Raw genomic sequence first — 25,778 nt, forward strand, 5'->3', positions numbered from 1 at the left:
CCCGTTAAACCGGGCTTAACCGGCGCGTGCTGTCCTGTTCCTGCCCCGAACGGGAGAGCGTCGATGACCCAGCACTGCCCCGCCTTTGCCCGGATGCACAGCGACCGCGACCGCGACAGGTTCGTGCGCGAATTGCTGCACGAACTGACCGGCCTACTTGAGGAAACGGTGGGCCTGGAAGAGGCCGAGGGGTTCATCGCCCTCGTCGGCAACCGCATCGGCAATGCCATGAATGCCGAGTATCGCGCCGCCGCCGGCACGCCGCAGCTGAGCCGGGACCAGGTGGCCGAGGCGTTGGTCGATCTCAAGCGTCGAATACGCGGCGGCTTTGCCATCGACAGCATCGACCCCGACCGGATCGTGCTGACCAACACCGCCTGCCCCTTCGGCCGCTACGTCGCCGGGCGCCGTTCGCTCTGCATGATGACATCGAATGTCTTCGGCCGCATCGCCGCGGCGAACCTGGGCTATGCCCGTGTCACGCTGGACCAGACCATCGCCGAGGGACATGACGGGTGCCGCGTCGTCGTGCATTTCAACGAGGGCGAGGATGGACGCGCGTATTTCGGTTGAGGCGGACCGCGCCGGGCCGCGCTGCGACCTGGCCTTTCACGCCCTGCCCCGTCCCGCCCTGATCGTGTCGCGCGCGGGGTTGGTTCTGGGCTGCAATGCCGCGTTGCGGCAGCGGATCGACCCGCCGGCCCGCCCCGACCCGGGCGCGCCCTGCCTGCTCGAGGCGCTGTTTCGTGGCCGCTCGGACCGGTTGCTGGACGACATCAAGGCCGCGGCCACAGGCAACCGGCTGACGCTGACGCCCCGCCACCCCTGCGAGGGCGCCAAGCGCCTGCAAAGCTTCGAGGTCTGCCCGCTGCGCGACGGCACCGTCATCGCGCCGCAATTCCTGCTGGTCGAGGCGCCCGGATCGACGCTCGACACCGTCTTCACCAGCCTCAACCTGCGCCTGCGCGAGGCCAATGAACGCGCCGCCCGCGCCCGCGAGCTGAACCGGCGCCTGAAGGAGAAACATGCCGAGCTCGAACGCTTCAGCCATGCCGCCGCCCATGACCTGAAGGCACCGCTGCGCAGCATCGCCAACTGTCTCTCCTTCCTCGAGGAGGACCTGGGCCATGACCTGCCCGAGGACAGCCGCGAGGACCTGGCCATCGCCTCCCGTGCCGCCGGCCGGCTGGAGCGCCTGATCTCGGACCTGCTGCAACTGGCCCGCACCGATACGGTCGAACTGGCGCGCGAACCGGTTGCCGTGGCCGATGCCATGGCCGAGGTGCAGGAACTGCTGGCCGCGCAGGTGACCGAGACCGGCGCCACGATCCGCATCGAGGGCGACCCCGGCATGGTCGAGGCCGAGCCGGTGCTCTTCCGCCAACTGCTCCAGAACCTCGTCTCGAACGCCCTGAAATACCGCGCGCCCGACCGCGCCCCCGAAATCCTGCTGCGCCGCGTTCCGGGCGCGCCCGACCGGCTGCAGCTGCAAGACAACGGCACCGGGTTCGAGAACGAGCGCAAGGAGCGGATCTTTGCGCCGTTTCAACGGCTTGTCCCGCATGGCCAGATCGAGGGCAGCGGGCTGGGACTGGCCACCTGCCAGGCGATCTGCCGGCGCCATGGCTGGCAGATGGACGCCACGGGCGATCCCGGCCGCGGCGCGATGTTCGAGATCATCGGTGTCTGAGCGCGGTGGTCAGCGGCGCCGCGGCGCCTATAGTGGGGCTCATGACAGAGCCGGTCCTCACCTTCACCGATCGCGGCATCTATTGCCCCGCGGGCGACTTCTTCATCGACCCGTGGCGCCCGGTGGATCGCGCCCTGATCACCCATGGCCATGCCGACCATGCCCGTCCGGGCCATACCCACTACCTCGCCACCGATGCCGCGCTGCCCGTCATGCGCCACCGACTGGGCGAGATCACCGCCCAGGGCATCGCCTATGGCGAGACGCGGCAGATCGGCGGCGCGCAGGTCTCGTTCCACCCCGCCGGGCACATCCCCGGTTCAGCCCAGATCCGGGTCGAGGTGGCGGGCGAGGTCTGGGTCGTCTCGGGCGATTACAAGACCACGCCCGACGGGCTGTGCGAGCCGTTCGAGCCGGTGCGCTGCCACAGCTTCATCTCGGAATGCACCTTCGGGCTGCCGGTGTTCAAATGGCACGACCAGCGCAGTGTCGCGTCCGAGATCAACGCCTGGTGGGCGGCCAACCGCGCGGCGGGGCGCTTCTCCCTGCTGGGCGCCTATTCGCTGGGCAAGGCGCAGCGCCTGCTGAGCCTGCTGGAGCCGCAGGGCCCGATCCTGACCCATGGCGCGGTCGAGGCCACGAATGCCATCCTGCGCGACCAGGGCTACACCCTGCCGGACACGACCCATGTCACCCCGGCGCTGAACCCCAAGGAGGTGCCCGGCGCGCTGGTCATCGCGCCGCCCTCGGCGCTGGGGTCGCAATGGGCGCGGCGGTTCCGGCCGGCCTCGACCGGGTTCGCCTCGGGCTGGATGCGGTTGCGGGGCATCCGGCGGCGGCGCGCCATGGATCGCGGCTTTGTCATCTCGGACCATGCCGACTGGGACGGGCTGCACGCGGCGATCCGCGACACGGGCGCAGAAAACATATATGTCACGCATGGTTACACAGACATCTTCGCGCGATGGCTGAACGAGCGGGGCTGGAACGCGCAGGTCGTGCCGACCGAGTTCGGCGGCGAGGAAGAGGACAGCGCCCCGGCGGAGGCCGCGGAATGAAGGACTTCGCGGCGCTCTTCTCGGCCATCGACCAGACCACGCGGACCACCGCCAAGACCAAGGCGCTGGCCGAGTATTTCGGCCACGCCAGCGATGACGACAAGCTGTGGACCATCGCGCTCTTTTCCGGGCGGCGCCCGCGGCGCGCGGTCACGACGACAGATCTGCGCGCCTGGGCGGCCGAGGAGGCGGGCATTCCGCTCTGGCTGCTCGAGGATTGCTATCCCATCGTGGGCGATCTGGCCGAGACGATCGCGCTGCTGTTGCCACCGCCCGAGACGGTCTCGGATCTCAGCCTCAGCCACTGGATCGGCGAGCTGCGCGCCCTGCATGACATCGCCCCCGAGGATCGACCGGCCCGGATCCGCGCGGCCTGGGCCCAGCTGGACGAGACCGAGCGCTTCCTGTTCAACAAGCTGATCACCGGCGGCTTTCGCATCGGGGTCAGCCGCAAGCTGATGACCCGCGCGCTGGCCGAGGCGACGGGCCAGGACGAGGCGGTATTGGCGCACAAGCTGATGGGATCCTGGACGCCCGACAGGACGAGCTATCACGCGCTGATCGAGGCCGAGGACCCCGCCGCCGATCAGAGCCGCCCCTACCCGTTCTATCTGGCCTACCAGCTGGACGACCCTGCGGCCGAGCTGGGCAGCCCGCAGGACTGGCAGGCGGAATGGAAATGGGACGGCATCCGCGGACAGGTCATCCTGCGCGGCGGCGAGACGCATGTCTGGTCGCGTGGCGAGGAACTGATGACCGATCGTTTCCCCGAATTGACGCGTGCGGCGGATTTCCTGCCCATGGGCACTGTGTTCGACGGCGAGATCGTGACATGGGACGGCACGCAGCCCATGCCCTTCAACAGCCTGCAGCAGCGGATCGGGCGCAAGACCGTGCCGAAGAAGCTGCTGAAGGAGGCGCCGGTCATCCTGCTGGCCTATGACCTGCTCGAGGATCAGGGGCAGGACCTGCGCGACACACCCCTCCGCGACCGCCGCGCCCGGCTGGAGGCGCTGTTGGCCGACCTGCCGCCCGAGGCGCCGCTACGCGCCTCGCCGGTGATCGGCTTCGACAGCTGGGACGGGCTGGCGCAAACCCGGGCAGAGGCGCGCGCGCATCGGGCCGAGGGCGTGATGCTCAAGCGGCGTGACAGCCCCTATCTCTCGGGGCGCAAGAAGGGCGACTGGTGGAAATGGAAGCTCGAACCGCTGACGGTCGACGCGGTGATGATCTACGCGCAGCAGGGCTCAGGCCGGCGGGCGAACCTGTTCACCGATTTCACCTTTGCCGTCTGGAAGGGCAACGAGCTGGTCCCGTTCACCAAGGCCTATTCCGGCCTGACCGATGCCGAGTTCGACCGCATCACCACATGGGTGCGTCGCAACACGCAAGCGCGCTTCGGCCCGGTGCGGCAGGTCACGCCCGAGCATGTGTTCGAGATCGCCTTCGAGGGCATCCACGAAAGCCCGCGCCACAAATCCGGCATCGCGCTGCGCTTTCCACGCATGGCGCGCTGGCGCCAGGACAAGCCCATCGACGAGGCGAACACGCTGGAGGATTTGCGCGACATGCTGTCCACATACGGCTAAGATCCTGCACAGCGGGCAGAATTCGCACTTCTAAACCGGTCGGTTCGGTGACAGGCTGCGCGCAATCCCGTTCAGACCAAAGATCGCATGACCCGCATTCTATTTCTTGTACTGGCCCTGTGCGGCCCGGCCCAACTTGCCTCTGCCCAGTCCTCCACCCTGTCGGGACGCGTCGCGCTGGGTTATACCGACGACCTGTCCGGCACCGCGATCGGGGCGGTCGACCTGACATGGTCGCTTGCCGTGACCCGGCGCCAGCCGCTGCGCTTCGAGATCGGCACCTACCTCTTCGCGCTCGACGGCAAGCGCCCGCATGAGACCTATGCCGCCTTCGCCTGGAATGACAGCTGGCGGCTGGGCGTGGTGCGCCCGGCCTATGACGGCGTGCTGCCCTCGGGGTTCGAGCGGCTGGCCCCCTACCACGCCTATGAGCGCGCCGAATATGCCCGCGCCTTCACCACTGTCGAGGCCATGCGCCGCACCGCCGTGCCTTGGGGCGCCTCCTACGAGGGGGTGTCGGGCCCGCTCAGCTTTGCGATCTCGGTGCATGACGCGGTCAAGGGCTCTTTCCGCTCGGGCACGGTGGCGGTGGAATATGCCGGGGCCGGCTGGAGCCTTGCCGCCGCGGTCGAGGGCGCGCGCAGCCGCGGGGGCCAGCATCGCGATACCAATTCCAAGATCGGCGCACGGTTCGACGTGGCGGGCGGCGCGGTCGGCATCGCCTACCTGCATCCCGAGCTGAACAACCGCGACAACGCGCTGGCCCTCGACATGACCCTGCCGCTGGGCGACCGGCTGACCCTGATGGGCGCCGCCGAGCTTACCGAGCTGCACCGCGATGACGCCTACGCGCTGGGGATGGATGTCCGGCTGCGCGACACGCTGTCGGTGCTGGTCTCGGGTTCGGACACCACGGCGCGGGGCAGCGCCGCGCATCTGACGCTCGAGACGCGCTTCTGACCCGCCGGCCCTTGAACCTGCGGGCCCCGAGCGCTTAGCTGTCAGGCAACGCACATTTCAGGAGACCCGCACATGCGCATCCAGCCACTCCACGACGCCAATGCCAGCGCCGGAGGCAAGGACCTGGGCAAACTGCCGGAATGGGATCTCACCGATCTCTATGCCAGCCCGGACGCCCCAGAACTGAAACGCGACCTGGACTGGCTGGAACAGGCCTGCCGCGACTTCGCCGAGACATTCGAGGGCAAGCTGGCCGATCTGGACGCCGCCGGCATGCTGGAGGCCGTGGAGCGTCAGGAGAAGATCTCGGCCGTCTCGGGGCGCATCATGTCCTATGCGGGCCTGCACTACTACCAGCTGACCACCGACGCCGAACGCACCAAGTTCCTGTCGGATTGCCAGGAAAAGCTGACCACCTACACCACCCCGCTGGTCTTCTTCTCGCTCGAGCTGAACCGGCTGGAGGACGAGTTCCTCAACGGGCTCTTCGCGCAGAACGACGCGCTGGCGCGCTACAAACCTGCCTTCGACCGCATCCGCGCCATGAAACCCTACCAGCTATCGGACGAGCTGGAGAAGTTCCTGCACGATCTGGGCGTGGTGGGCGACGCGTGGGAGCGGCTCTTCGACGAGACGATCGCCGGGCTGAGCTTTACCGTGAACGGCGAAGAGCTGACCATCGAGGGCACGCTCAACCTGCTGACCGATCCCGACCGCCCCACTCGCGAGGCCGCCGCCCGCGAACTGGCGCGCGTCTTTGCCCAGAACCTGCGCACCTTTGCCCGCGTGCACAACACTCAGACCAAGGAGAAGGAAATCCTCGACCGCTGGCGCGGCATGCCGACCCCGCAGACCGGCCGGCACCTCGCCAATGACGTGGAGCCCGAGGTGGTCGAGGCGCTGCGCAACGCGGTGGTCAACGCCTATCCGCGCCTGTCGCACCGCTATTACGAGCTCAAGCGCAAATGGCTGGGGCTGGACCGGATGCAGGTCTGGGACCGCAATGCGCCGCTGCCGCTCGAGGACCCGCGCACCGTGACCTGGGACGAGGCGCGCGAGACGGTGATGAACGCCTACAACGCCTTCGACCCGCGCATGGGCGAAATCGCGACCCCCTTCTTCGAGAAGGGCTGGATCGACGCCGCGGTGAAGCCGGGCAAGGCGCCGGGCGCCTTCGCGCATCCCACCGTCACCGACGTGCACCCTTACGTGATGCTCAACTACCTGGGCAAGCCGCGTGACGTGATGACCCTGGCGCATGAGCTGGGCCACGGCGTGCACCAGGTGCTGGCCGCCGGCCAGGGCGAGATGCTGTCCTCCACCCCGCTGACCCTGGCCGAGACCGCCAGCGTCTTCGGCGAGATGCTGACCTTCCAGCGCATGCTGGACAACGCCGCCACCGATGCCGAGCGCAAGGTGCTGCTGGCCGGCAAGGTCGAGGACATGATCAACACGGTCGTGCGCCAGATCGCCTTCTACGATTTCGAGTGCAAGCTGCACGAGGCGCGCCGCGGCGGCGAGCTGACCCCGGACGACATCAACGCGCTTTGGATGAGCGTGCAGTCCGAGAGCCTCGGGCCGGCCTTCGACTTCATGGAAGGCTACGAGAGCTTCTGGTGCTACGTGCCGCATTTCGTGCACTCGCCCTTCTATGTCTACGCCTATGCCTTCGGCGACGGGCTGGTGAACGCGCTCTACGCCGCCTACCAAGAGGCGCCCGAGGGCTTCCAGGACAAGTATTTCGACATGCTGCGCGCCGGCGGCTCCAAGCACCACAAGGCGCTGCTGGAACCCTTCGGCCTCGACGCCACCGACCCCACCTTCTGGGACAAGGGTCTGGGCATGATCGAAAGCTTCATCGACCAGCTAGAAGCGATGGAGGGCTGAGGACCGGTCCGGGCCGCAAGGCCCGGCGAACCGTCCGGGGGACGGTTTGAGGTCCGAACCGACGGAGCCCCGGGAGAGCAGCGGTCCGGGCCTTACGGCCCAGCAAACCGCTGGTTCGACGTTTTGGCGCGGGATTGGGCGGAGCCCCGGCGCAAACGTCTCAGAACGCGCGTGGTTTCACCGTAGGGTTCTGACCGGGGCAACAAGTTGATTTTCCTCGGTGCCGCTTGAGGTGACAAAAACGACCGTTTTTGCCCAGAAGAGCTTGGCATCGACTTATTGCATCATTAACATATCAGGTACTATCACTATGTTCGCGTCGCAACTTGTAAAGGAAGGAGAGAGAGTATTGGCTAATCGATCCTACTTGTTGTGCCCTTACCCGACGCTTTGAAACCATGAGATAAAATTTATTGCCTGAAATGTAATGGATAAGCATTTAGAGATATTCCGATACAAGCCAACCTCCACAATAGAAAGCACGTGTCTCTTTCTCGTTCTTATCATTGTAAGTGACTTCCACAGTCAGCTTCATTCGGACTCATCGATATTCGAAGCAAAGTTTGTGGAGTACGTTCTTCAAAATTTTCCGGGCATTTTTTTGGTATTTTTTGGATCCATTTTTGTGCTTTTGCCCACTGTCGTCGGTATTTTTATGCTTGTCGTTGCGGTTATTTCCCTTTTCAGAGATACTTTATTTTCTACAATAAAAATTTTGGGTATTTTAAAGGCTCACCATACTACTCTTGCCCGTCGTAAGATTCGAAAATACCTACTTGAAAATGACATGAAGATCGGCCTCAAAGGCTTTCAGTGGGATGACAAAAAAAGAAAGTGAGCGAGTTGAGAACTATAAGTGGGCTATGCTACTTTCCTTTCTTATTCTTCTCGAAGCTTTAAAGGCTTCGAATTCTCCTCGATCAACCTTGCACTCATTTTCCGAGAGCATAGGGAAAACAATCACATATCAATCATTTTTGAATGAAGGCTATTTCTTTATTATTTTCATCTTGGCGGAGATTTGCGTTGTGACAATTCTTTCAGCGGCCTTTCGATTCATCGAGGAGGAATCAACATACGTTGTGTTTCCTAACAAAGACGCTGAAAATATTTCAGAAGAACTATTTGAAATTGAGAAGAAAATGCTCGCCTGAATGCTTCATGTCTGAGGTGCGGGTGTTGATCTCAATGCTCTTCGAGAGTTTTTTCGGCCAGAGCCCATATCTCTGTGTCTCCAACAAAAACCACCCTTTTCGCCCTCACTTCAACTGGCTGTCCTTCGAGCCGCGGCGGTTGATGCCTGCGCGCTGCCGCGCCTGACCGTCGCGCTCGGCGGCACAGTCGACGCAGAGCTTGACGCCCGGGATCGCAAGGCGGCGTTTCTCGGGGATCTCCTCGCCGCATTCGGCGCAATCGCGCAGGCTCTCGCCCTGCGGGCCGCGGCGGGCCTTCATGCGTTCCAGCTCTTCGGCGATCGACGCCTCGATCTGTTCGCTCACTGCGCCATCCCGGCTCCAGCCCCCTGCCATGTCGATCCCTTTCCGCGTCTTCAGTCCAAGTCGGTCCAGGGCCAGGGTTTCACCTCGGAGGCGCCGGTCTGGTAGCGCGCGGCCTTGGCCATCCAGATGCCGAGATCGGTGCCGAATTCGGCCAGCCGCTCGTTCGGCTGGTGATTGTTGAGCAGCATGATGACGAACTGCACCACGGTGCACAGGGTCAGCACCGTCTGCGCAAGGCTCAGCATCAGCCAGATCAGCACCATCGAGACCAGCCGCAGGCCCATGTTCTCGGCCTCGGCCGCGGGTTGCTCGCCATGCAGGCGCCCCTGGATCTTGTCTTCGTCGCTGGACATGCGTGCCCCCGGTCTGCTTTCGCGCAGCCTAGCGCATCGCACCGCGCGCGCAAAGGGGATGGCTTGACCCGGTGTCCGCCGGGCTATCTTGCCAGCCATACAGGAGGGTCCGGAATGAAACTGCTTGCAAGTCTTGTCTTCGGCCTGATGGCCAGCGCCGCCGCAGCGGCCGAGTTCGTCTTCGACAGCATCGATGGCGGCACGCTGTCGCTCGACAAATGGCGCGGCCAGCCGGTGCTGGTGGTCAACACCGCGTCGCGTTGCGGCTTCACCGGGCAATATGACGGGTTGCAGGCGCTTTATGACCGCTATCGCGACCGCGGGCTGGTGGTGCTGGCGGTGCCGTCTGATGATTTCCGGCAAGAGCTCTCCAGCGCCGAAGCGGTCAAGGAATTCTGCGAGGTGAATTTCGGCCTCGACCTTCCGATGACCGATATCACGCCGGTGCGCGGGCGGGATGCGCACCCCTTCTACCGCTGGCTGCAAACCGAGGCGGGTTTCGAGCCCAGCTGGAATTTCAACAAGGTGCTGATCGGGCCGGAGGGCGAGTTCGTCGCGGGCTACGGATCGCCGGTCAAGCCGCTGTCGCGCCGCATCACCGGCGCCATCGAGCCGCTGCTCGACTAGGGGAAAGACCCCGGCCAACGGGCCGGGGCCGGGCCGCGCTCAGGCGCGCAGCATGCCGTAGATCTGGTCCTTGAGGACGGCGCGCTGCTTGCGCAGGTCCTCTTCCGCCAGCTGCTCCATGGGCTCGACATTGGTTTCGGCCCGGTGCACCTTGCGGTTGATCTCGTGATATTCCTCGGCCAGCTTGGCAAAATGCGCGTCGCTCTGCTTGAGCGCGCTCATCTTCTCGGCATATTCCGGGAATTCTTCGTGCAGTTCGTGGGGTGTGTGCGACATACGCGCCTCCTCTTCATGTCATGTCCGAAGGACAGGTTTGCACGCCCCTGTGACCAAAGACTTTGACGAAGATCAACCACCTGCGCCGACCTGAAAAAAGTCGTGCGACCGCGGGCGTCAGCGCCGCGCGCGACGCCAGCCGGCGGCGACCGCCTCGGCCTCGGAGCAGAACCAGCGCTCGCCCTTCTCGGGCGAGATCCGCGTGCGCCCGTACCAGGACTGGCCCGGCAGATGATAGATCCGCGCGCGCCCGCCCTGCGAGATATTGCCCTTGATGAGGCAGCCCTCGGGCGCATCGGCGCGCCGGCGCGCGGCTCGGACCTCGCGTTTCGCAGCGCGGTAGGCCTCGGGCGATTGCGCCCCGGTGCCATGCAGCGCCACGCCCTCGGCGCGGGCGGCGCGTTCGGCGGGCACGTACTCCTCGGAATAGCGGCGATAGGCGAAAGCCAGGCCGGCGCGCACCAGCGCGCGGCCCACATCGGTGCCGAAATCGGTGCAGCGCGCGACCGAGCGACCATAGGCATCATGCGCCAGCACCGTGCAGTCGAGCACCCGGCCCTCGTAGCGGGCCCGGATCTCGCCCGTGGCCCAGGCGCCGCAGGACCATGTGGGCGCGTCACGGCCACCGCAGACCTGCCCCACTTCCAGCGCGTCGACACCGTAGAGCCGTACCGTTGTGCCGGCCACTTCGAACGTGTCACCGTCAATGACCCGGGCCGGGCCGCTCAGGCGCTGCGTGTCGGCCAGGCCGGGCAGCGCGGCGCACAGAAGAACAAGGGCTGAACAAACTCTTAACATGTCGTTAAGATCGGCGGCCCGCGCCGGAGATTCAACCGTGTTTGTTAACTCTGGTTAACAAGACGCCTCAGCGTTGTGCCACCTGCCACGCCGGGTTCTGCCAAGGGGTGGCATTCTCGGGCGGAAGGGCGCGGCCGAGAACGTGATCGGCCGTCTTCTCGCCCACCATGATCGCAGGGGCGTTCAGGTTGCCATTGGTGATGCGCGGAAAGACCGAGGCATCGGCCACGCGCAGCCCCGCCACGCCGATCACCCGGCCCTGCGGATCGACCACCGTGTCGGTATCGTCCACAGCACCCATGCGGCAGGTGCCGCAAGGATGATAGGCGCTTTCAACGTGATCGCGGATGACATCGTCCAGCGCGGCATCAGAGACAGCGTCGGCCCCGGGCTGGATCTCGGCCCCGCGGAACGGGGCAAAGGCCTCCTGTCCGAAGATCTCGCGCGTGAGCCGGATGCAGGTCCGGAAATCCGCCCAGTCCTCGGGCGCGCTCATGTAGTTGAAGCGGATGCGCGGCGGTGCCGCGGGATCGGCCGAGCGCAACCGGACCTGCCCGCGCGAGGGCGAGCGCATCGGTCCCACATGCGCCTGGAACCCGTGCCCCGCGGCCGCGACCTTGCCGTCGTAGCGCACCGCGATGGGCAGGAAATGGAACTGGATGTCAGGATAGGGCACGCCCGCGCGCGACCGGATGAAGCCCGCGCTTTCGAACTGGTTCGAGGCGCCCGGCCCGGTCCGCGTCAGCGCCCAGCGCAGCCCCACATAGGCCTTGCCCAGCGGATTCCAGTACCGCGCGAGCGAGACGGGTTTGGTCGCCGCCATCTGGATGTAGAGCTCCAGGTGGTCCTGCAGGTTGCCGCCGACCCCGGGCAGATCGACACGCGGCGCAATCCCCAGCGCCGCCAGATCGCGCGCGGGGCCGATCCCCGACAGCATCAGCAGCTTGGGCGAGTTGATGGCCCCGGCGCTCAGGATGACCTCGCGCGTGGCCTCCACGGTCTCGATGTGTCCGCGCCGGGTCAGCTCCACCCCCGTGGCGCGCCCCTCGGTGAACAGGATCCGGCCGGCCAGCCCGCGCAGGACCCGCGCGCCCAGCGCCTGCGCCGGGCGCAGATAGGCCTTGGCCGCCGACCAGCGCGCGCCCTTGTGCACGGTCATGTCATAGGGGCCGAACCCTTCCTGCTGCGCGCCGTTGTAATCCTCGGTCACCGGGTAGCCCGCCTGCTGTCCGGCCTGCACGAAGGCGCGCACCAGCGGGTTGTCGCGCGGCCCGCGCGTGACGTGCAGCGGCCCGTCGGTGCCGCGCCAGGACGGATCACCCCCCTGCCCGGCCGGATCCCAGCACTCCATGCGCCGGAAATAGGGCAGCACGTCGGCATGGCCCCAGCCCATCGCGCCGCTGTCGCGCCAATGGTCGAAATCGAGCGCATGGCCGCGCACGTAGATCATGCCGTTGATCGAGGAGGAGCCACCCAGCACCTTGCCGCGCGGGCACGCCAGCCGCCGCCCGCCCAGATGCGGCTCGGGCTCGGTGGCATAGCCCCAGTCATAGCGCGCCATGTTCATCGGGTAGCTGAGCGCGCCGGGCATGTTGATGAACGGGCCCCGGTCGCTGCCGCCATGCTCGATCACGATGACCGAGTGGCCCGCCTCGGCCAGCCGGTACGCCATGGCGCACCCGGCCGACCCCGCGCCGACGATGACATAGTCTGCCCTCATGCGTCGGCGCGCCTTCGCATCATTCCCCCCGCGGAAAGCGCTGGGTGTCTTCCAGCACGTTCAGGTCCATGTGGTTGCGCATGTAGCGGTCCGAGGCATCGCGCAGCGGCTGGTAATCCCACGGGTAATAGCCGCCCTGGCGCAGCGCCTCGTAGACCACGTGCCGGCGCGCCTGGCTCTGGCGCACGCTGGCATCGAACCATTCCAGATCCCAGCGCTCGGCCGCGAGCACGCGGAACCGCTCCAGCACCGCGGCCTGGGCCGGGTCATCGGCCAGGTTGACGCGTTCCTGCGGATCGGCGGACAGGTCGAACAATTGCTCGGGATCGCGCGCGCAATTGGTGTATTTCCAGGGCCCCGCCCGCAGCGCCACCAGGGGCGAGATCGAGCCCTCGGCCGCGTATTCCATGGCCACCGGGTTCAGCCGCGCCGCCCCGTCCATCACCGGCAGCAGGCTCTCGCCCTCGGTCCAAGGCATCACCTCCTCCATGCTGACCCCAGCCAGCGCGCAGAGCGTCGGGCAGAGATCGATGGTCGAGACCGGCTCCTCGACCAGCCCGCCGGCCTGCCCCGGCACCGAGATCATCATCGGCACCCGGGCCGAGCCCTCGTAGAAGGACATCTTGAACCACAGCCCGCGCTCGCCCAGCATGTCGCCGTGATCGCTGACGAAGACCACGATCGCCTCCTGCCGGGTGTCCTCGAGCACCTTGAGCAGCGCGCCGATCTTGTCGTCGAGATAGGAGATATTGGCGAAATAGGCGCGCCGGGCCCGGCGGATATGCTCCTCGGTGATGTCGAAGGACCGCCAGTCATTGGCGTCGAAGATGCGCTGGCTGTGCGGGTCGTGCTCGTCATAAGGCAGCGCCGCGGTCTCGGGCAGCAGGTGCTCGCAATCCTCGTAGAGATCCCAGTACTTGCGCCGCGCCACGTAAGGGTCGTGCGGATGGGTGAAGCTGACCGTCAGGCACCAAGGCCGCGCATCCTGCCCGCGGGCGAGGTCATAGAGCTTCTGCTCGGCATGAAAGGCGACGGCATCGTCATATTCCATCTGGTTCGAGATCTCGGCCACGCCGGCGCCGGTGACCGACCCGAGGTTGTGATACCACCAGTCGATGCGCTCGCCCGGCTTGCGGTAATCCGGCGTCCAGCCGAAATCGGCGGGGTAGATGTCGGTGGTCAGCCGTTCCTCGAACCCGTGCAGCTGGTCGGGGCCCACGAAATGCATCTTGCCGCTGAGGCAGGTCTGGTAGCCCGCCCGCCGCAGGTGATGCGCGTAGGTCGGGATGTCCGAGGCAAATTCCGCCGCGTTGTCATAGACCTGCGTCACGCTGGGCAGTTGGCCGGACATGAAGCCCGCGCGGCCTGGGGCGCAGAGCGGGCTGGCGGTATAGGCATTGCGGAAGCGGGTCGACCGCTCGGCCAGGGCGCGTAGGTTGGGCGTGTGCAGCCAATCGGCGGGACCGTCGGGGAACAGGGTTCCGTTCAGCTGGTCGACCATGAGGATCAGGATGTTCGGGCTCATTGCGGCTCTTTCGTCAGGGCCCGGGCCACATCGAGCACGCGGGCGGTTGCGCCCGCGATGCTGCCATCTGACAGGGCCGCCCGCAAATAGACACCGTCGATCAGCGCGGCCAGCGTGTCGGCCACCTCCTCCGGCTGTTCGCAGCGGGCGCGCAGCGCGTGGACCAGGTTCGACCTTAGCCGCGCCCGGTAGATCCGCAAGAGCCGCGCCGCCTGCGGGTCGCGCTGGGCCATCACGTAGAAGTTCAGCCAGGCCGAGATCGTGGCCGGGGCAAAGCAGCTGGGGTCGAAATTGGCGGCGACGATGGCCTCAAGCCGTCGGTCTGGCGGCGCCTCACGCAGGGCATCCCGGACCAGCGCGCCGTAATCTGCAAGGATCTGGCGCATCGCCGCGAGGAAGATCTGCGCCTTGCCGCCGAAATAGTGATGCGCCAGCGCGCTGGACATGCCGGCCCGGCGCGCGATCTGCCCCACGGTCACGTCAAGCGAGCCGGCGGCGCCGATCTCTTCGACCGTGGCGGCCACCAGCGCGGCGCGGCGTATCGGTTCCTGTCCAAGCTTCGGCATGGGCGCTGTTGTGGTTTTTCTTGACTGACGAGTCAATCAAAAAAACGCCCGCGGCTGAAGATCGGGCGCCGCGCGGCAAGGCGCGGGTTTCGTTGGGATCGGAGTCTGGAGGTCTGTTGCGAAAGGCGCCCGCACCGCTTTGGAGATCGGGCGAGTTCAGACGGCGAAGGTCGGGGAAAATAGAAGGGCGCTCTGGCGGCACCAGCGCAGCCTGCACGATCGGCAGGCCATCAACGGTCTCAAGCCCCCCTCGTCAAGGAGGCGAGACGCTGTCGTTAGGTCAGGGTCGTCCGGTCAGATCAGGTGACGGGGCCGGGCCATGGTCCCGGGCGGGCCGTCAAGGCAGGCCACACGCATCGCAGCCCGGGCCGCACGCGTGGGGCGTCTGTGTTGTCGCGCGGGCGACCGGCTCAAATGGCCAGGGTTCCCAGCACGGTATTCTGCGGCAGGCGGGCCACCTCGACCCCGCGATCGGTGCGGCGCAGGTTGTAGCCATAGCCCCGCATGCGGAACCGCCACTCGGATTCCGACAGGACCTTGTCCCGTTCCCGCAGCAGGAACGCTTCGATTTCGGTCATATCCTCGGTCAACTTGTTCTCCGCAAACATATCTCGCTTCCTTTCAAATATAGTGCGCGATACGTGGAAATCTCGTTAATCAATGCGGCGCGAATGCGCCCGAGGCAGGGATTTTTCGCGATGCGGACACAATCGCGTGAGGGTCAGTGCTTCGTTTCCGATACAACCGGAGTGACACGTCGCTTGAGCACGGCCTCGCGCCACGTGATGAAGATCACCGCCCCCATGATCAGCGACCCGCCCCCGATCACCCAGGGGTCGGCCGGCTCTCCGAAGAAGGCCATGCCCAACAGCACCGACCAGACCAGTTGCAGGAAGGTGACCGGCTGGGTCACGGTGACCGGCGCCGCGGCAAAGGCCAGCGTCATCGCGTAATGCCCCGCCGTGGCGAAACAGGCCACGCCGAACAGCACCAGCAACTCCCACGCGCTGGGCCAGACCCAGGCCGCCAGCGCGAAGGGCGCCAGCCCGATGGTCACGGTGACCGACAGCAGCGCCACCACGACGCTGGCGCTGACCTCGCCCGACATGATCTTGGCCAGCAGGTAGGACCCGGCAAAGAACAACGCCGTGCCCAGCATGGCGATGTGGCCGGGATCGAGCGCCCGGAACCCCGGCCGCAGGATCAGCAGCGCGCCCGCCAGCGCCGCCACAATCGCCAATATGCGCCGCAGCGCCAGCCGCTCGCCGAGGAAAAACACCGCCAGGACGGTGACATAGACCGGGTTGAGGTAATTCATCGCCGTGACCTCCGCCAGCGGGATCCGCGTCATGGCATAGAACCACAGGATCACGCCCAGGCTGTGCAGCAGGCCGCGCAGGCCGAACAATTGCCATTGCCGCCCGGTCAGGCGCAGCTGCGACAGGCTGCGCCACATCGGCACGAGAAAGACCAGCCCCAGCAGGTAGCGCAGGAAGGCGGCTTCGGCGGCGGGCACCCGTTCGCCCAGCGTCTTGACCAGGGCCGTGACCGCGACAAAGCAGAACCCCGTCACCACCATCCAGAAAATGCCCCGCGCCGGGCTTTGCGTCGCTGCTGCTTCCATGGCCGCAGGCTTAAAGGTTCTGCCGCCGGTGTCCAGCCGCCGGCCCGGGTTCACGCGCCCAGGATCAGCCCCGCCGCGATGGCCAGCATGGTCAGCCCCACGCCCAGGTCCAGCACCCGCCAGGCGGTGGGCCGCGCAAAGACCGGCGCCAGCGCCCGCGCCCCGTAGCCCAGCGAGAAGAAGAAAGCGAAAGAGGCGCTCATCGCCCCCAGCGCAAAGCTCAGCCGGTCGTCATACTGCGCCGAGATCGAGCCCAGGAGCACCACCGTGTCGAGATAGACATGCGGGTTCAGCCAGGTCAGCGCAAGGCAGGTCAGTACCGCCCGGCGGAGCGAGCCTGCCCCCGCGCCCGCATCCATCGCCGCCCCGCCGCGCCAGGCCGCGCGCAGGCTGCGCAGCCCGTACCATGTCAGGAAGAGCGCCCCGAAGATCCGCATGGCCAGGGCCAGCCACGGCACCGCCTCGGCCGCGGCGCCGAAGCCCGCCACCCCGGCCCCGATCAGCACCGCATCCGAGATCGCACAGACCAGCACCACCGGCAGCACATGCGCCCGCCGCAACCCCTGGCGCAGGACAAAGGCGTTCTGCGCCCCGATGGCGAGGATCAGCGAGAGGCCCAGCGCGAAGCCGGCGGCGGCAGAAGAGAAAGCGACATCCATCCGCCCGCCCTTAACCGCTTTTCCCGGCAGCGCAAGCCGACGGCGCCGCTTTTCCCGCCAGCGGCAGACACGACGCGCGACACGCGAAAAAATGCCTTTCGGATACAGCTTGAACGGTGCCAGTGTGACCGGCACGCCCCCGTGCGGCGGCGCAGATGCGAAGAACAAGGAAACGCTATGGCTTTACTCGAATCGCTTTTCGGATTGATCGGCGACCTGACATGGGGCTTTGCCCTGATCCCCCTGCTGGTCGTCTTCGGCATTTTCATCTCGGCCCTGACCGGTTTCGTCCAGTTCCGCTTCTTCAAGCGCATGTTCCGCGTTCTGACCGGTGACAACGAGGCGGCCGACCCCAACGCGATCTCCGCCCGCCAGGCGCTGCTGATCTCGGTCGGCGGCCGCGTCGGCGGCGGCAACATCGCCGGTGTCGCGGTGGCGATCACGCTGGGCGGGCCCGGCGCGGTGTTCTGGATGTGGGCCATCGCGCTGATCGGCATGGCCACGAGCCTTGTCGAATGCTCGCTGGCCCAGCTGTTCAAGCGGCGCCAGCCCGACGGCGATTTCCGCGGCGGCCCGGCCCGGTCGATCATCCACGGGCTGGGCGCCGATTACCGCTGGCTGGCCATCCTCTACGCGGTCTGCCTGATCGCCTCCTTCGCGCTGGGGTTCAACGCCTTCCAGGGCAACACGGTGGCCGGCGCCGTGCAGGACAGCATGGGCGTGCCGCGGCTCTATACCGGGATCCTGCTGGCGGTGATCTCGGCCGTGATCGTGTTTGGCGGCATCCACCGGATCGCGCAGGTGGCCGACGTGGTGGTGCCTGTCATGGCCAGCCTCTACATCCTGATGGCGCTGCTGATCATCGTGATGAACATCTTCGCGCTGCCCGGCGTGCTCTGGACCATCGTCAGCAACGCCTTCGGCCTCGAAGAGGCGGTCTCGGGCGGCATGGGCGCGGCCATCGCGCAGGGCCTGCGGCGCGGGCTCTTCTCGAACGAGGCCGGCCTCGGCTCGGCGCCCAACGTGGCGGCTACGGCCGATGTGCGCCACCCGGTCAGCCAGGGCATCACGCAGTCGCTTTCGGTCTTCATCGACACGATCTTCATCTGCTCCTGCACCGCCTTCGTGATCCTGCTGGGCGATGTCTACCAGCCCGGCGCCGAGGGCGTGGACGGCGTGGTGCTGACCCAGCAATCGCTGGTCTCGCATCTGGGCGCCTGGACGCAGTATTTCCTGTCGGGGATGATCCTGCTCTTCGCCTTCTCGTCGATCATCTACAACTACTACCTGGGCGAGAACGCGCTGACCGTGATCACCAAGACCCCGGCGGCCGTGATGGTCCTGCGCGTGGTGGTGATCGCGATCGTCTTCCTCGGCGCCACCGCGCCGGGCGCCACGGCGGTGTTCTTCTTCTCCGACCCGATGATGGGCATCCTCGCGGTGGTCAACCTCGTGGCGCTGATGATGCTGCTGCCGATCGCCATCCGGATGCTGCGCGACTTCCGCGCACAGCTGGCCGCGGGCGTCCAGCGCCCGGTGCTGGACCCCGACGATTATGCCGATCTCGACATTGACCGCACGGCCTGGACCAAGCCGGCCCCCAGCGCCGCCGCGCCCGGGGCCAGCCCCGCCCCGGCCGAGTAACCATGAAAAAGCCCCCGGCGCTGTGCATGCGCCGGGGGCCCCTTGAGTTTCGCGGCAAGGCTGACCGGCTCAGGCGTTCTCGAGCTGCGCCATGACCTCGTCGGAGGCTTCGAAATTGGTGGTGACGCGCTGCACGTCGTCATCATCCTCCAGCGCCTCGACCAGCTTCATCAGCGACTGCATCTGGTCGAAATCCAGCTCGGTCGTGGTGGTGGGCTTCCAGATCAGCTTGGTCGACTCGGATTCGCCCAGCTCGGCCTCGAGCGCGGTCGACACCTCGTTGAGATCGGTATCGGCGCAGTAGACCACGTGCCCCTCCTCCGAGCTCTCGACATCCTCGGCCCCCGCCTCGATCGCGGCCATCATCACCGTGTCGGCATCGCCGGCGCCGGCCGGGTAGACGATCTCGCCCTTGCGCTCGAACATGAACGCGACCGAGCCGGTCTCGCCCATGTTGCCGCCATTCTTGGTGAAGGTCGAGCGCACGTTCGAGGCGGTGCGGTTGCGGTTGTCGGTCATCGCCTCGACGATCAGCGCGACGCCGTTCGGGCCGTAGCCCTCGTAGCGGATCTCCTCGTAATCGTCGCCCTCGCCGCCGGTGGCCTTCTTGATGGCGCGCTCGATATTGTCCTTGGGCATGGACTGGCCCTTGGCCTCCTTCACGGCCAGGCGCAGGCGCGGGTTCTTCTCCGGATCGGGGTCGCCCATCTTGGCGGCGACGGTGATCTCCTTGGAAAGCTTCGAGAACAGCTTGGCGCGCACCGCGTCCTGACGGCCCTTGCGGTGCTGGATATTCGCCCATTTCGAGTGGCCAGCCATGGCACGCTCCCTCTTCGGTCCTGTCGGTTTGCGCGCCTCTATAGGCCATGCGCCGGCCCCTTGCCAAGCCGCCACGCAAACGGGCCTTCCGCTTCGGCCCCGCTTGGGGTAGCGCAAGGGGCATGAGCCGTTTTCTGCTGCTGCAACTTCGCCCCGAGACCGAGGCGAGCGACGACGAATACCGCGCGATCCTCGACAAGGGCGGGCTGGACGAGGCGCGCGTGCACCGCATCCGCCTCGACCGCGAGGACCTGCCCGCGAACTTGGACCCGGCCGACTATGCCGGCACGATCGTGGGCGGCGGCCCGGGCTGCGTCAGCGACCCGCCCGCGGCCAAGTCGCCGGTCGAGGCGCGGATCGAGACAGCCTGCCTGTCGCTGATGCCCGCCATCACCGGGGGCGACCTGCCCTTCATGGGCTGCTGCTACGGCATCGGCATCCTCGCCCATCATTTGGGCGCCGAGGTCTCCAAGGCGCGCTACGGCGAGCCGGTGGGCCCCTCGACCTGCCACAAGACAGCCGAGGGCGCGCAGGACCCGCTGCTCTCGGACCTGCCCGACAGGTTCGACGCCTTTGTCGGCCACAAGGAGGCGGTGCAGCACCTGCCGCGGGGGGCGGCACACCTGCTGGCCTCGGCGCCCTGCCCCTTCCAGATGATCCGCCACGGGCGGAACGTCTATGCCACCCAGTTCCACCCCGAGGCCGACGCGGCCGGTTTTGAAACCCGCATCCGCATCTACCGCAACCGCGGCTATTTCCCACCCGAGACGGCCGATGACCTGATCGAGATGTGCCGAGCCGCCGACGTCACCTGGCCCGAACGCCTGCTCGAGGGATTCGTCCGCCGCTACGGCTGAAACACGCGCCTGAGGGTCGCGATCATCCCCTCCCAAGGCCGTGCGCGGCGTGGCGAGCATAGCATTCGAGTATTTTCGGAAAGATGAAAGAGATCGGGACTCGAGGCGTCTTTCATCTTTCTCCAAATACTCATGTACACCAGCCGCCGCCCCACGCCGCGCCATCCATGCCTGGCGAAGTGTAAAGGGTGTCCCCCGCGCCCGCGCTGGTCAGGGAAATGGCATCGCGGGTCACAAGGGCCAGATGACCGGGATCAGCAGCGCGGCGAGGAGCCCGACGCTCAGGTTCAGCGGCAGCCCCACTTTGAGGAAATCCGAGAACCGGTAGCCGCCCGGCCCGTAGACCAGCGTGTTGGTCTGGTAGCCGATCGGGGTGGCGAAGCTGCAGGAGGCGGCGACCATGACAGCCACCACCAGCGGGCGCGGATCGACACCGATCGCCGCGGCGAGGCTGACCGCGATCGGCGTGACGACGACTGCCACCGCGTTGTTGCTGACCGTCTCGGTCAGAAGGCTGGTCATCAGGTAGACCGCCCAGACCAGCACGGCCGGCGGCAGCCCCGCCATCCACGGCGCGAGGCCCGAGACGATCAGTTCCACCGCGCCTGAGGCTTCGAGCGCCGCGCCGATGGCCAGCATCGCGAAGATCAGCGCCAGAAGGCGCCCCTCGACATAGGAGAAGGCCTCGTCCGCGTCGATGCAGCGTGACAGCAGCACCACCGCCACGGCGATCACGGCCAGCGGCAGGATCGGCGCCACGCCGAGCGCAGAAAGCAGTACGATCGCCGCCAGCGCGCCCAGGGCCACCGGCGCGTGGCCGCGGCGGAACGCCTTGGCCGAGGGGTGCGATACATCGACGAGGTTCATCTCCTCGGCGAGGCGCTGGATGTCGTCGGGGCTGCCCTCGAGCAGCAGCGTGTCGCCCACGCGCACCACCAGCTCGTCCAGCTGGCGGCCGATATTCTGGTTCCGCCGGTGCACCGCCAGCGGGTAGACGCCGAAGCGCCGCCGCAGCCTGAGCGCGCCCAGCGACCGGCCCACCATCTTGCAGCCCGGCGAGATCAGCACCTCGACGGTGGTGGTCTCGCGCGCCGAGACCTGGTCGACCCGTTTCAGCGACTTGTTGCGCTGCAGCGAGAGCAGTTCGGTCATGCGCGTGCGCAGCACCACGCGGTCACCCACCTGCAGCACCACGTCCTTGAGGTTGCGGCGCAGGGATTCGTCGCCCCGGATCACGTCGATCAGGCGCACACCCTCGCGCTTGAAAAGCTGCACGCTCAGCACCTCGCGCCCGATCAGGTTGCTGTCGGGGGGGATCACGGCCTCGGTGAAGAACTTCATGCGCGAACGGTCCGAGAGCATGCCGGCCATCGAGCTGCGCTCGGGCAGCAGGAAGCGCCCCACGAGGAAGAGATACAGCATCCCCCAGGCGACCAGCACCACCGCCAGCGGCGTGACCTCGAAGATGGTGAAGGGCTCCAGCCCCTGCGTGCGCGCCACCCCGTCGACCAGCAGGTTGGTCGAGGTGCCGATCAGCGTGGTCGTGCCGCCCAGGATCGCGGCATAGCTGAGCGGGATCAGCAGCTTGGAGGGCGCCACGCCAAGCGCCTTGGCGATCTGCACGAAGACCGGCAGCATGACCACGACCACGGGCGTGTTGTTCATGAAGGCCGAGGCCACGATGACCACGGCAAGGATCGCGGCCATGGCCACGCGCGGCCGGCGCATCACCTCGGATTGGGCGTAGCGGGTGAAGGCGTCCAGCGCGCCGGTGCGCACCAGCGCCCCCATGACGAGGAACATCGCGGCGATGGTCCAGGGCGCGGGGTTCGACAGCACCTGCAACGCGGCGTCATACGGCAGCACGCCCAGCAGCAGCAGCGCGGCGACGCCGCCGATCGCCGTCACCTCGGTCGGATAGGTCTCGCGGATGAAGAGCGCGAACATGGCGATGACGACGGCGATGGCCGCCGCCGCCTGGCCGGTCTGGCTCAGTTCGATCCAATGCATCAGGTCTGGTGTCCGCTCGTTTTCAACCCGCCGCAGTCTGACCGAGCCGCGCGCCGGGGACAAGCGCACCCGGATGCCGGCGCGCCGCTGTGACGCAAATGCTGCAACGCCGCAAAGCCGGGCCGGGTCAGGCCCGGCCCCGCGCGCGGGGCAGCGGCAGGCCCGGCGGGCGCGGCTGCACCAGCGCCACGCCGCACATCATGACGGCAAGCGCGCTCCAGAACCAGCCGCTATAGGCCTCGCCCAGGAACAGCATGGCCCAGCAGACCCCGAACAGCGTCACCAGATAGCTGACCTGCGCGGCAAAGACCGACCCGGCGCGCGAGACCAGCCAGACATAGCCCGTGTACGCCCCGGCATGCAGCAGCGCGCTGGCCAGCACCGCGGCATCGGGGGCCCCCCAGGGCGGGCGCGGATCGATGAATTGCCCCGAGACCAGCGCCAGCGGCAGGCTCAGCGCCATGCCCACCACCGAGGCGCCGGCCAGCACCTGCACCGGGTCCAGCCCCTGGGTGCCCCAGCGCGCCACCACGTTGCCCTCGAGCGCGTAGCAGGCCGAGGCGATCAGCGCGACGAAGATCCAGAACGTGTCGGTGCCGCGCGGCAGCCCGGCCTCGGGCAGCACCAGAAGCCCCACCCCGGCAAAGCCCAGCGCCAGCCCGGCCAGCCGGGCCAGGCCGAACCGGTCCATCCCCAGAAACAGCGCGATGGGCAGCGCAAAGAGCGGCACCGAGCTCAGCAGCATCGACAGCACGCCCGAGGGCAGGAATACCGCCGCCTGGTAGCCCGCGATTCCCGGCAGGACCGAGCCGATCACCGCGATCACGAAATAGAGCCGCAGGCACGGGCCCCGCCAAGGCAGCCCCCGCCCGCGCAGCAGCAGGACGGCGCCGAGGATCGCGCCGACCAGCGCGGTCTGCCAGAAGATCAGCCCGAAATGGCGATACCCGTCCGAGACGGCGATCTTGGCCAGCGGCTGGGTGCCGCCCCAGGCGGCGCCGATCACGACCAGCGCCAGGAACGGCACGACGCGGATCACGGGCCGGACTGCGCCAGCCGCCCGCCCTCGCGGATCATGGTGATCGCCTTTGCCTTGCCCGTGGCGTCATCGGTCTCGACCAGTACGCCCGACAGGGTCGCCGCGCCCAGGGCCGGCTGGAAGCGGGTCTTGGACATGCCGGTGACGAAACGGCGCATGGGCTCGGCCTTGTCCATGCCGATGACCGAATCGTAATCGCCGCACATGCCCGCATCGCTCAGGTAGCCCGTGCCGCCCGGCAGGATCTGCGCATCGGCGGTGGGCACATGGGTATGGGTGCCCACGACAAGGCTCGCCCGACCGTCGCAGAAATGGCCCATGCCCATCTTCTCGCTGGTCGCCTCGCAATGCATGTCCACCAGCACCGCCTGCGCCTGACCGGCCAGCCGCCGCAGGCTGTCATCGATGGCCGAGAACGGATCGTCGAAGGCGCGCTTCATGAAGACCTGCCCCAGCACCTGGGCCACCAGCACCTTGCGGCCGCGGCGGTCCTTGAACAGCGCGGCGCCCCGGCCCGGCGCCTGCTTGGCAAAGTTCAGCGGCCGCAGGATGCGCGGCTCGGACTCTATGAAGCTCAGCATCTCCTTCTGGTCGAAGGCATGATCGCCCAGCGTCACCACGTCGGCGCCGCTGTCCAGCAGCAGCCGGGCGTGATCGCCGGTCAGCCCCGCACCGTTCGACGCGTTCTCGCCATTCACCACGGCCAGGTCCACCGACCAGCGTTCGCGCAAGCCGGGCAGCCGCTCCGCGATGGCCTGCCGGCCGGCCCGGCCCATCACGTCACCAAGAAAGAGAAGTCGCATGAGGAGCACCGTTAATTTGCGGTGGGACAAAAGCAAAGCCCGAATCGGGCTGCGGGCCGCGGGACGGCGGGCGGGGCGATCTGCGCCAGCAGGAGCGCCGTCCCGGCGGCCTCACCGGCACGCCATGGCGCGGGCGATGGCGTCAGGGCTGTAGCGCCCCAGGCGCCGTGCCGTCAGCCCGTTCTCGGCCAGCCGCAGCGCGTACAGGTCGCGCCAGTCGCCGCCGGCCAGCACCATCTCGGGCCCGGTCCCGCAGGCGCGGATGCCACCCTCGATGTAATCCCAGCCGATCCGGTGGTTGGAATAGCCCGGCGCGGCGGCGACCTCGTCCAGCCGCGCCGCGCCCGGGCCCTCGGGCAGGTAGCGCCAGACACGCAAGGTCCGGGCCAGGTGCGGGCGGTCGACATAGGCCAGCTCCGCCCGCCCGTCCCCGTCCAGGTCGGCGGCGCCCAGCGGGGCCAGCCAGCGGAAGCGCGTGCCGATCCAGGGCGTCGCCGTGATCGGGCGCAGATCGTCCCCGACCAGCCCCCAGATGGCCAGCCGCGCGCCCCGCGCGGCATGGCTCTCGACAACGACCACCTCGGGCGCACCATCGCCATCGAGATCCGCCAGCCGCGGCGCGAGGTCTTCAAAGACGCGCTCTTCCCCGAGCCGCGCCGACAGTACGCGCCCATCCGTCAACCGCACCACCAGCTGCGCCCATTCCACATCGTCGCCCAGCACGCCATGCGGGTAGCGCGTGGTCGGCCCATCATAGCGCGCGGTGTCGATCTGCTGGGCCGCGGCAGCCCCGGCCAGCCACAGGCCCGCCAGCAGCCCCGCGCCGCGGGCCATCCGTCGCCAGAGGCGCGCGGGCCGTCGCGGCGCCGCGACGCCGCCGGGCATCAGATCTGCTTTTCGGGCATCTGAACAACCAGCCCGTCCAGCGCGTCCGAGACCTTGAGCTGGCAGGTCAGGCGCGAGCGGGCCGGATCGGGCTCGTAGGCGAAATCCAGCATGTCCTCTTCCATGTCTTCCTTGGCGGGCAGTTTCTCCACCCAGTCGGGATGCACGTAGACATGGCAGGTGGAGCAGGCGCAGGCGCCGCCGCAATCCGCCTCGATGCCGGGAATACCGTTGTCCCGCGCGCCTTCCATCACGGTCAGCCCGTTGGCCACGTCGACCACGTGTTCGGTGCCGTTATGCTCGATATAGGTGATCTTCGCCATGCTCTCCGCTCTCCGTTCGATGACGCGCGTATACCTAGTGGTCCCGTCCCCGGCGCGCCACCCATTTCCGACAGCGATGCGACAGGCAGGCCCCGGCCCGCGGGGGCTTGGCCGAACAGACATTATGTTCTACATATGTTCCTATGCGACACCCGCCCGTCTGGCCCCGCCCGCCTGCCGCCCTGACCGCCGAACAGCTGGCCCGCCCTCCCTCTGGCGCGCGGGTGACCGTGGCCGGGCTGGTGATCCTGCGCCAGCGCCCCGGCACGGCCAAGGGGGTGATCTTCCTCACGCTCGAGGACGAGACCGGCGTGGTCAACGTGATCGTCTGGCGCAAGCTCTACGAACGCTTCCGCCGCGCCGTGATCGCCGGGCGGATGCTGCGCGTGACCGGCCGGGTGCAGCGCGAAAGCGGCGTCACCCACGTGATCTCGGAAGAGATCGAGGACATCTCGCACCTGCTCGACACGCTGCTCGCCCCGGCGGATTGAGCCTGCCGGGCCACGCCCGGCAGCGCCCCGCCGCAGCGGACCTTTCCACAGGCGCGAAAAACCGCTATATTGCCTG

28 protein-coding genes are annotated in these 25,778 nt (G+C 67.3%); 12 read left to right on the top strand and 16 right to left on the bottom strand.

Translation table 11 applies throughout. The features are described from left to right. Positions 1–63 precede the first annotated feature (63 nt). The 8 genes from AVJ23_RS00345 (at position 64) to AVJ23_RS22690 (ending at position 8,338) form a co-directional block, all read left to right on the top strand. Positions 64–573 carry a methanogen output domain 1-containing protein gene (locus tag AVJ23_RS00345; protein ID WP_058860171.1) on the top strand — a complete coding sequence of 170 codons (510 nt, stop codon included), beginning with the start codon at positions 64–66 and terminating at the stop codon, positions 571–573. Continuing rightward, positions 551–1,690 carry a sensor histidine kinase gene (locus AVJ23_RS00350; RefSeq protein ID WP_058860172.1) on the top strand — a complete coding sequence of 380 codons (1,140 nt, stop codon included), beginning with the start codon at positions 551–553 and terminating at the stop codon, positions 1,688–1,690. Before AVJ23_RS00345 ends, AVJ23_RS00350 begins: the two co-directional genes overlap by 23 nt. Positions 1,691–1,731: 41 nt before the next feature. Beyond that, positions 1,732–2,748: a ligase-associated DNA damage response exonuclease gene (locus AVJ23_RS00355; protein WP_205626823.1), complete on the top strand. Its 1,017-nt coding sequence runs from the start codon at positions 1,732–1,734 to the stop codon at positions 2,746–2,748. Then, complete coding sequence (locus AVJ23_RS00360) at positions 2,745–4,337, top strand: ATP-dependent DNA ligase (protein WP_058860174.1); 1,593 nt, start codon at positions 2,745–2,747, stop codon at positions 4,335–4,337. The genes AVJ23_RS00355 and AVJ23_RS00360 overlap by 4 nt, the downstream gene beginning before the upstream one ends. A gap of 87 nt (positions 4,338–4,424) precedes the next feature. Then, a complete protein-coding gene (locus AVJ23_RS00365) occupies positions 4,425–5,297 on the top strand; it encodes a hypothetical protein (protein WP_058860175.1) in 873 nt (290 codons plus the stop codon). 72 nt (positions 5,298–5,369) lie between these two features. Further along, the gene (locus tag AVJ23_RS00370) at positions 5,370–7,184 is read left to right on the top strand and encodes a M3 family oligoendopeptidase (RefSeq protein ID WP_058860176.1); all 1,815 of its coding nucleotides are present in this window, start codon (positions 5,370–5,372) and stop codon (positions 7,182–7,184) included. A gap of 427 nt (positions 7,185–7,611) precedes the next feature. Beyond that, a complete protein-coding gene (locus AVJ23_RS22685; protein WP_169795918.1) occupies positions 7,612–8,022 on the top strand; it encodes a hypothetical protein in 411 nt (136 codons plus the stop codon). Continuing rightward, positions 8,003–8,338 (top strand): hypothetical protein, encoded by a 336-nt coding sequence (locus AVJ23_RS22690; RefSeq protein ID WP_157772585.1) that lies wholly within the window; start codon positions 8,003–8,005, stop codon positions 8,336–8,338. The genes AVJ23_RS22685 and AVJ23_RS22690 overlap by 20 nt, the downstream gene beginning before the upstream one ends. 105 nt (positions 8,339–8,443) lie before the next feature. Here the strand turns inward: AVJ23_RS22690 and AVJ23_RS00375 are convergent, their stop codons facing one another. Both AVJ23_RS00375 and AVJ23_RS00380 read right to left on the bottom strand, forming a co-directional pair. Beyond that, entirely contained in the window at positions 8,444–8,713 is a 270-nt protein-coding gene (locus AVJ23_RS00375; RefSeq protein ID WP_058860177.1) for a DksA/TraR family C4-type zinc finger protein, read from the bottom strand. Between the two features lie 20 nt (positions 8,714–8,733). After that, positions 8,734–9,036 carry a DUF4389 domain-containing protein gene (locus tag AVJ23_RS00380; RefSeq protein WP_058860178.1) on the bottom strand — a complete coding sequence of 101 codons (303 nt, stop codon included), beginning with the start codon at positions 9,034–9,036 and terminating at the stop codon, positions 8,734–8,736. A 114-nt stretch (positions 9,037–9,150) separates the two neighbouring features. Between AVJ23_RS00380 and AVJ23_RS00385 the strand changes: the two genes are divergently transcribed. Then, entirely contained in the window at positions 9,151–9,663 is a 513-nt protein-coding gene (locus AVJ23_RS00385) for a glutathione peroxidase (RefSeq protein ID WP_058860179.1), read from the top strand. Between the two features lie 39 nt (positions 9,664–9,702). On the opposite strand, the gene AVJ23_RS00390 is transcribed toward AVJ23_RS00385, so the two are convergent. The 8 genes from AVJ23_RS00390 to AVJ23_RS00425 form a co-directional block, all read right to left on the bottom strand. Then, a complete protein-coding gene (locus tag AVJ23_RS00390) occupies positions 9,703–9,939 on the bottom strand; it encodes an HP1242/YdcH family protein (RefSeq protein ID WP_058860180.1) in 237 nt (78 codons plus the stop codon). Between the two features lie 117 nt (positions 9,940–10,056). Further along, on the bottom strand, positions 10,057–10,737 hold the full coding sequence (locus AVJ23_RS00395; protein ID WP_058860181.1) for a thermonuclease family protein: 681 nt from the start codon (positions 10,735–10,737) through the stop codon (positions 10,057–10,059). Between the two features lie 67 nt (positions 10,738–10,804). Then, complete coding sequence (gene betA, locus AVJ23_RS00400; protein WP_058860182.1) at positions 10,805–12,457, bottom strand: choline dehydrogenase; 1,653 nt, start codon at positions 12,455–12,457, stop codon at positions 10,805–10,807. 19 nt (positions 12,458–12,476) lie between these two features. Further along, positions 12,477–13,982 carry a choline-sulfatase gene (betC, locus tag AVJ23_RS00405; protein WP_058860183.1) on the bottom strand — a complete coding sequence of 502 codons (1,506 nt, stop codon included), beginning with the start codon at positions 13,980–13,982 and terminating at the stop codon, positions 12,477–12,479. Further along, entirely contained in the window at positions 13,979–14,548 is a 570-nt protein-coding gene (betI, locus tag AVJ23_RS00410) for a choline-binding transcriptional repressor BetI (protein WP_058860184.1), read from the bottom strand. The genes betC and betI overlap by 4 nt, the downstream gene beginning before the upstream one ends. Before the next feature lie 410 nt (positions 14,549–14,958). After that, entirely contained in the window at positions 14,959–15,126 is a 168-nt protein-coding gene (locus tag AVJ23_RS00415) for a hypothetical protein (RefSeq protein WP_437176742.1), read from the bottom strand. Positions 15,127–15,269: 143 nt separating this feature from the next. Next, on the bottom strand, positions 15,270–16,172 hold the full coding sequence (locus tag AVJ23_RS00420) for a DMT family transporter (protein ID WP_058860186.1): 903 nt from the start codon (positions 16,170–16,172) through the stop codon (positions 15,270–15,272). 50 nt (positions 16,173–16,222) lie between these two features. Next, complete coding sequence (locus AVJ23_RS00425; protein ID WP_058860187.1) at positions 16,223–16,831, bottom strand: LysE/ArgO family amino acid transporter; 609 nt, start codon at positions 16,829–16,831, stop codon at positions 16,223–16,225. 177 nt (positions 16,832–17,008) lie between these two features. Between AVJ23_RS00425 and AVJ23_RS00430 the strand changes: the two genes are divergently transcribed. After that, positions 17,009–18,475, top strand: a complete 1,467-nt coding sequence (locus AVJ23_RS00430) for an alanine/glycine:cation symporter family protein (RefSeq protein ID WP_058860188.1) — start codon at positions 17,009–17,011, stop codon at positions 18,473–18,475. Positions 18,476–18,544: 69 nt separating this feature from the next. Here AVJ23_RS00430 and AVJ23_RS00435 read toward each other — a convergent pair whose 3' ends face one another. Next, positions 18,545–19,294, bottom strand: coding sequence for a YebC/PmpR family DNA-binding transcriptional regulator (locus AVJ23_RS00435; RefSeq protein WP_058860189.1), 750 nt, complete (start codon positions 19,292–19,294; stop codon positions 18,545–18,547). A 122-nt stretch (positions 19,295–19,416) separates the two neighbouring features. Here AVJ23_RS00435 and AVJ23_RS00440 point away from each other — a divergent pair, with 122 nt between their 5' ends. Then, on the top strand, positions 19,417–20,151 hold the full coding sequence (locus AVJ23_RS00440) for a glutamine amidotransferase (protein ID WP_058860190.1): 735 nt from the start codon (positions 19,417–19,419) through the stop codon (positions 20,149–20,151). 231 nt (positions 20,152–20,382) lie between these two features. On the opposite strand, the gene AVJ23_RS00445 is transcribed toward AVJ23_RS00440, so the two are convergent. The 5 genes from AVJ23_RS00445 to AVJ23_RS00465 all read right to left on the bottom strand — a co-directional run bounded on the left by AVJ23_RS00445 (position 20,383) and on the right by AVJ23_RS00465 (position 25,211). Beyond that, the gene (locus tag AVJ23_RS00445) at positions 20,383–22,161 is read right to left on the bottom strand and encodes an SLC13 family permease (RefSeq protein WP_058860191.1); all 1,779 of its coding nucleotides are present in this window, start codon (positions 22,159–22,161) and stop codon (positions 20,383–20,385) included. 127 nt (positions 22,162–22,288) lie between these two features. Beyond that, positions 22,289–23,200, bottom strand: coding sequence for a DMT family transporter (locus tag AVJ23_RS00450; RefSeq protein ID WP_058860192.1), 912 nt, complete (start codon positions 23,198–23,200; stop codon positions 22,289–22,291). Beyond that, positions 23,197–24,003, bottom strand: coding sequence for a TIGR00282 family metallophosphoesterase (locus tag AVJ23_RS00455; protein WP_058860193.1), 807 nt, complete (start codon positions 24,001–24,003; stop codon positions 23,197–23,199). Before AVJ23_RS00455 ends, AVJ23_RS00450 begins: the two co-directional genes overlap by 4 nt. 111 nt (positions 24,004–24,114) lie before the next feature. Continuing rightward, entirely contained in the window at positions 24,115–24,837 is a 723-nt protein-coding gene (locus AVJ23_RS00460) for an FG-GAP repeat domain-containing protein (protein ID WP_058860771.1), read from the bottom strand. 50 nt (positions 24,838–24,887) lie between these two features. Next, a complete protein-coding gene (locus AVJ23_RS00465) occupies positions 24,888–25,211 on the bottom strand; it encodes a 2Fe-2S iron-sulfur cluster-binding protein (RefSeq protein ID WP_058860194.1) in 324 nt (107 codons plus the stop codon). A gap of 143 nt (positions 25,212–25,354) precedes the next feature. Here AVJ23_RS00465 and AVJ23_RS00470 point away from each other — a divergent pair, with 143 nt between their 5' ends. After that, entirely contained in the window at positions 25,355–25,702 is a 348-nt protein-coding gene (locus AVJ23_RS00470) for an OB-fold nucleic acid binding domain-containing protein (RefSeq protein WP_058860195.1), read from the top strand. Positions 25,703–25,778: the final 76 nt, after the last annotated feature.

Source organism: Pseudoponticoccus marisrubri (genome assembly GCF_001482405.1).
Taxonomy (GTDB): domain Bacteria; phylum Pseudomonadota; class Alphaproteobacteria; order Rhodobacterales; family Rhodobacteraceae; genus Pseudoponticoccus; species Pseudoponticoccus marisrubri.

Coding starts and splice junctions, on each gene's coding strand:
- AVJ23_RS00345 (WP_058860171.1), top strand. CDS start 64: ATGACCCAGCACTGCCCCGCCTTTGCCCGGATGCACAGCGACCGCGAC.
- AVJ23_RS00350 (WP_058860172.1), top strand. CDS start 551: ATGGACGCGCGTATTTCGGTTGAGGCGGACCGCGCCGGGCCGCGCTGC.
- AVJ23_RS00355 (WP_205626823.1), top strand. CDS start 1,732: ATGACAGAGCCGGTCCTCACCTTCACCGATCGCGGCATCTATTGCCCC.
- AVJ23_RS00360 (WP_058860174.1), top strand. CDS start 2,745: ATGAAGGACTTCGCGGCGCTCTTCTCGGCCATCGACCAGACCACGCGG.
- AVJ23_RS00365 (WP_058860175.1), top strand. CDS start 4,425: ATGACCCGCATTCTATTTCTTGTACTGGCCCTGTGCGGCCCGGCCCAA.
- AVJ23_RS00370 (WP_058860176.1), top strand. CDS start 5,370: ATGCGCATCCAGCCACTCCACGACGCCAATGCCAGCGCCGGAGGCAAG.
- AVJ23_RS22685 (WP_169795918.1), top strand. CDS start 7,612: ATGGATAAGCATTTAGAGATATTCCGATACAAGCCAACCTCCACAATA.
- AVJ23_RS22690 (WP_157772585.1), top strand. CDS start 8,003: ATGACAAAAAAAGAAAGTGAGCGAGTTGAGAACTATAAGTGGGCTATG.
- AVJ23_RS00375 (WP_058860177.1), bottom strand. CDS start 8,713: ATGGCAGGGGGCTGGAGCCGGGATGGCGCAGTGAGCGAACAGATCGAG.
- AVJ23_RS00380 (WP_058860178.1), bottom strand. CDS start 9,036: ATGTCCAGCGACGAAGACAAGATCCAGGGGCGCCTGCATGGCGAGCAA.
- AVJ23_RS00385 (WP_058860179.1), top strand. CDS start 9,151: ATGAAACTGCTTGCAAGTCTTGTCTTCGGCCTGATGGCCAGCGCCGCC.
- AVJ23_RS00390 (WP_058860180.1), bottom strand. CDS start 9,939: ATGTCGCACACACCCCACGAACTGCACGAAGAATTCCCGGAATATGCC.
- AVJ23_RS00395 (WP_058860181.1), bottom strand. CDS start 10,737: ATGTTAAGAGTTTGTTCAGCCCTTGTTCTTCTGTGCGCCGCGCTGCCC.
- betA (WP_058860182.1), bottom strand. CDS start 12,457: ATGAGGGCAGACTATGTCATCGTCGGCGCGGGGTCGGCCGGGTGCGCC.
- betC (WP_058860183.1), bottom strand. CDS start 13,982: ATGAGCCCGAACATCCTGATCCTCATGGTCGACCAGCTGAACGGAACC.
- betI (WP_058860184.1), bottom strand. CDS start 14,548: ATGCCGAAGCTTGGACAGGAACCGATACGCCGCGCCGCGCTGGTGGCC.
- AVJ23_RS00415 (WP_437176742.1), bottom strand. CDS start 15,126: ATGACCGAAATCGAAGCGTTCCTGCTGCGGGAACGGGACAAGGTCCTG.
- AVJ23_RS00420 (WP_058860186.1), bottom strand. CDS start 16,172: ATGGAAGCAGCAGCGACGCAAAGCCCGGCGCGGGGCATTTTCTGGATG.
- AVJ23_RS00425 (WP_058860187.1), bottom strand. CDS start 16,831: ATGGATGTCGCTTTCTCTTCTGCCGCCGCCGGCTTCGCGCTGGGCCTC.
- AVJ23_RS00430 (WP_058860188.1), top strand. CDS start 17,009: ATGGCTTTACTCGAATCGCTTTTCGGATTGATCGGCGACCTGACATGG.
- AVJ23_RS00435 (WP_058860189.1), bottom strand. CDS start 19,294: ATGGCTGGCCACTCGAAATGGGCGAATATCCAGCACCGCAAGGGCCGT.
- AVJ23_RS00440 (WP_058860190.1), top strand. CDS start 19,417: ATGAGCCGTTTTCTGCTGCTGCAACTTCGCCCCGAGACCGAGGCGAGC.
- AVJ23_RS00445 (WP_058860191.1), bottom strand. CDS start 22,161: ATGCATTGGATCGAACTGAGCCAGACCGGCCAGGCGGCGGCGGCCATC.
- AVJ23_RS00455 (WP_058860193.1), bottom strand. CDS start 24,003: ATGCGACTTCTCTTTCTTGGTGACGTGATGGGCCGGGCCGGCCGGCAG.
- AVJ23_RS00460 (WP_058860771.1), bottom strand. CDS start 24,837: ATGGCCCGCGGCGCGGGGCTGCTGGCGGGCCTGTGGCTGGCCGGGGCT.
- AVJ23_RS00465 (WP_058860194.1), bottom strand. CDS start 25,211: ATGGCGAAGATCACCTATATCGAGCATAACGGCACCGAACACGTGGTC.
- AVJ23_RS00470 (WP_058860195.1), top strand. CDS start 25,355: ATGCGACACCCGCCCGTCTGGCCCCGCCCGCCTGCCGCCCTGACCGCC.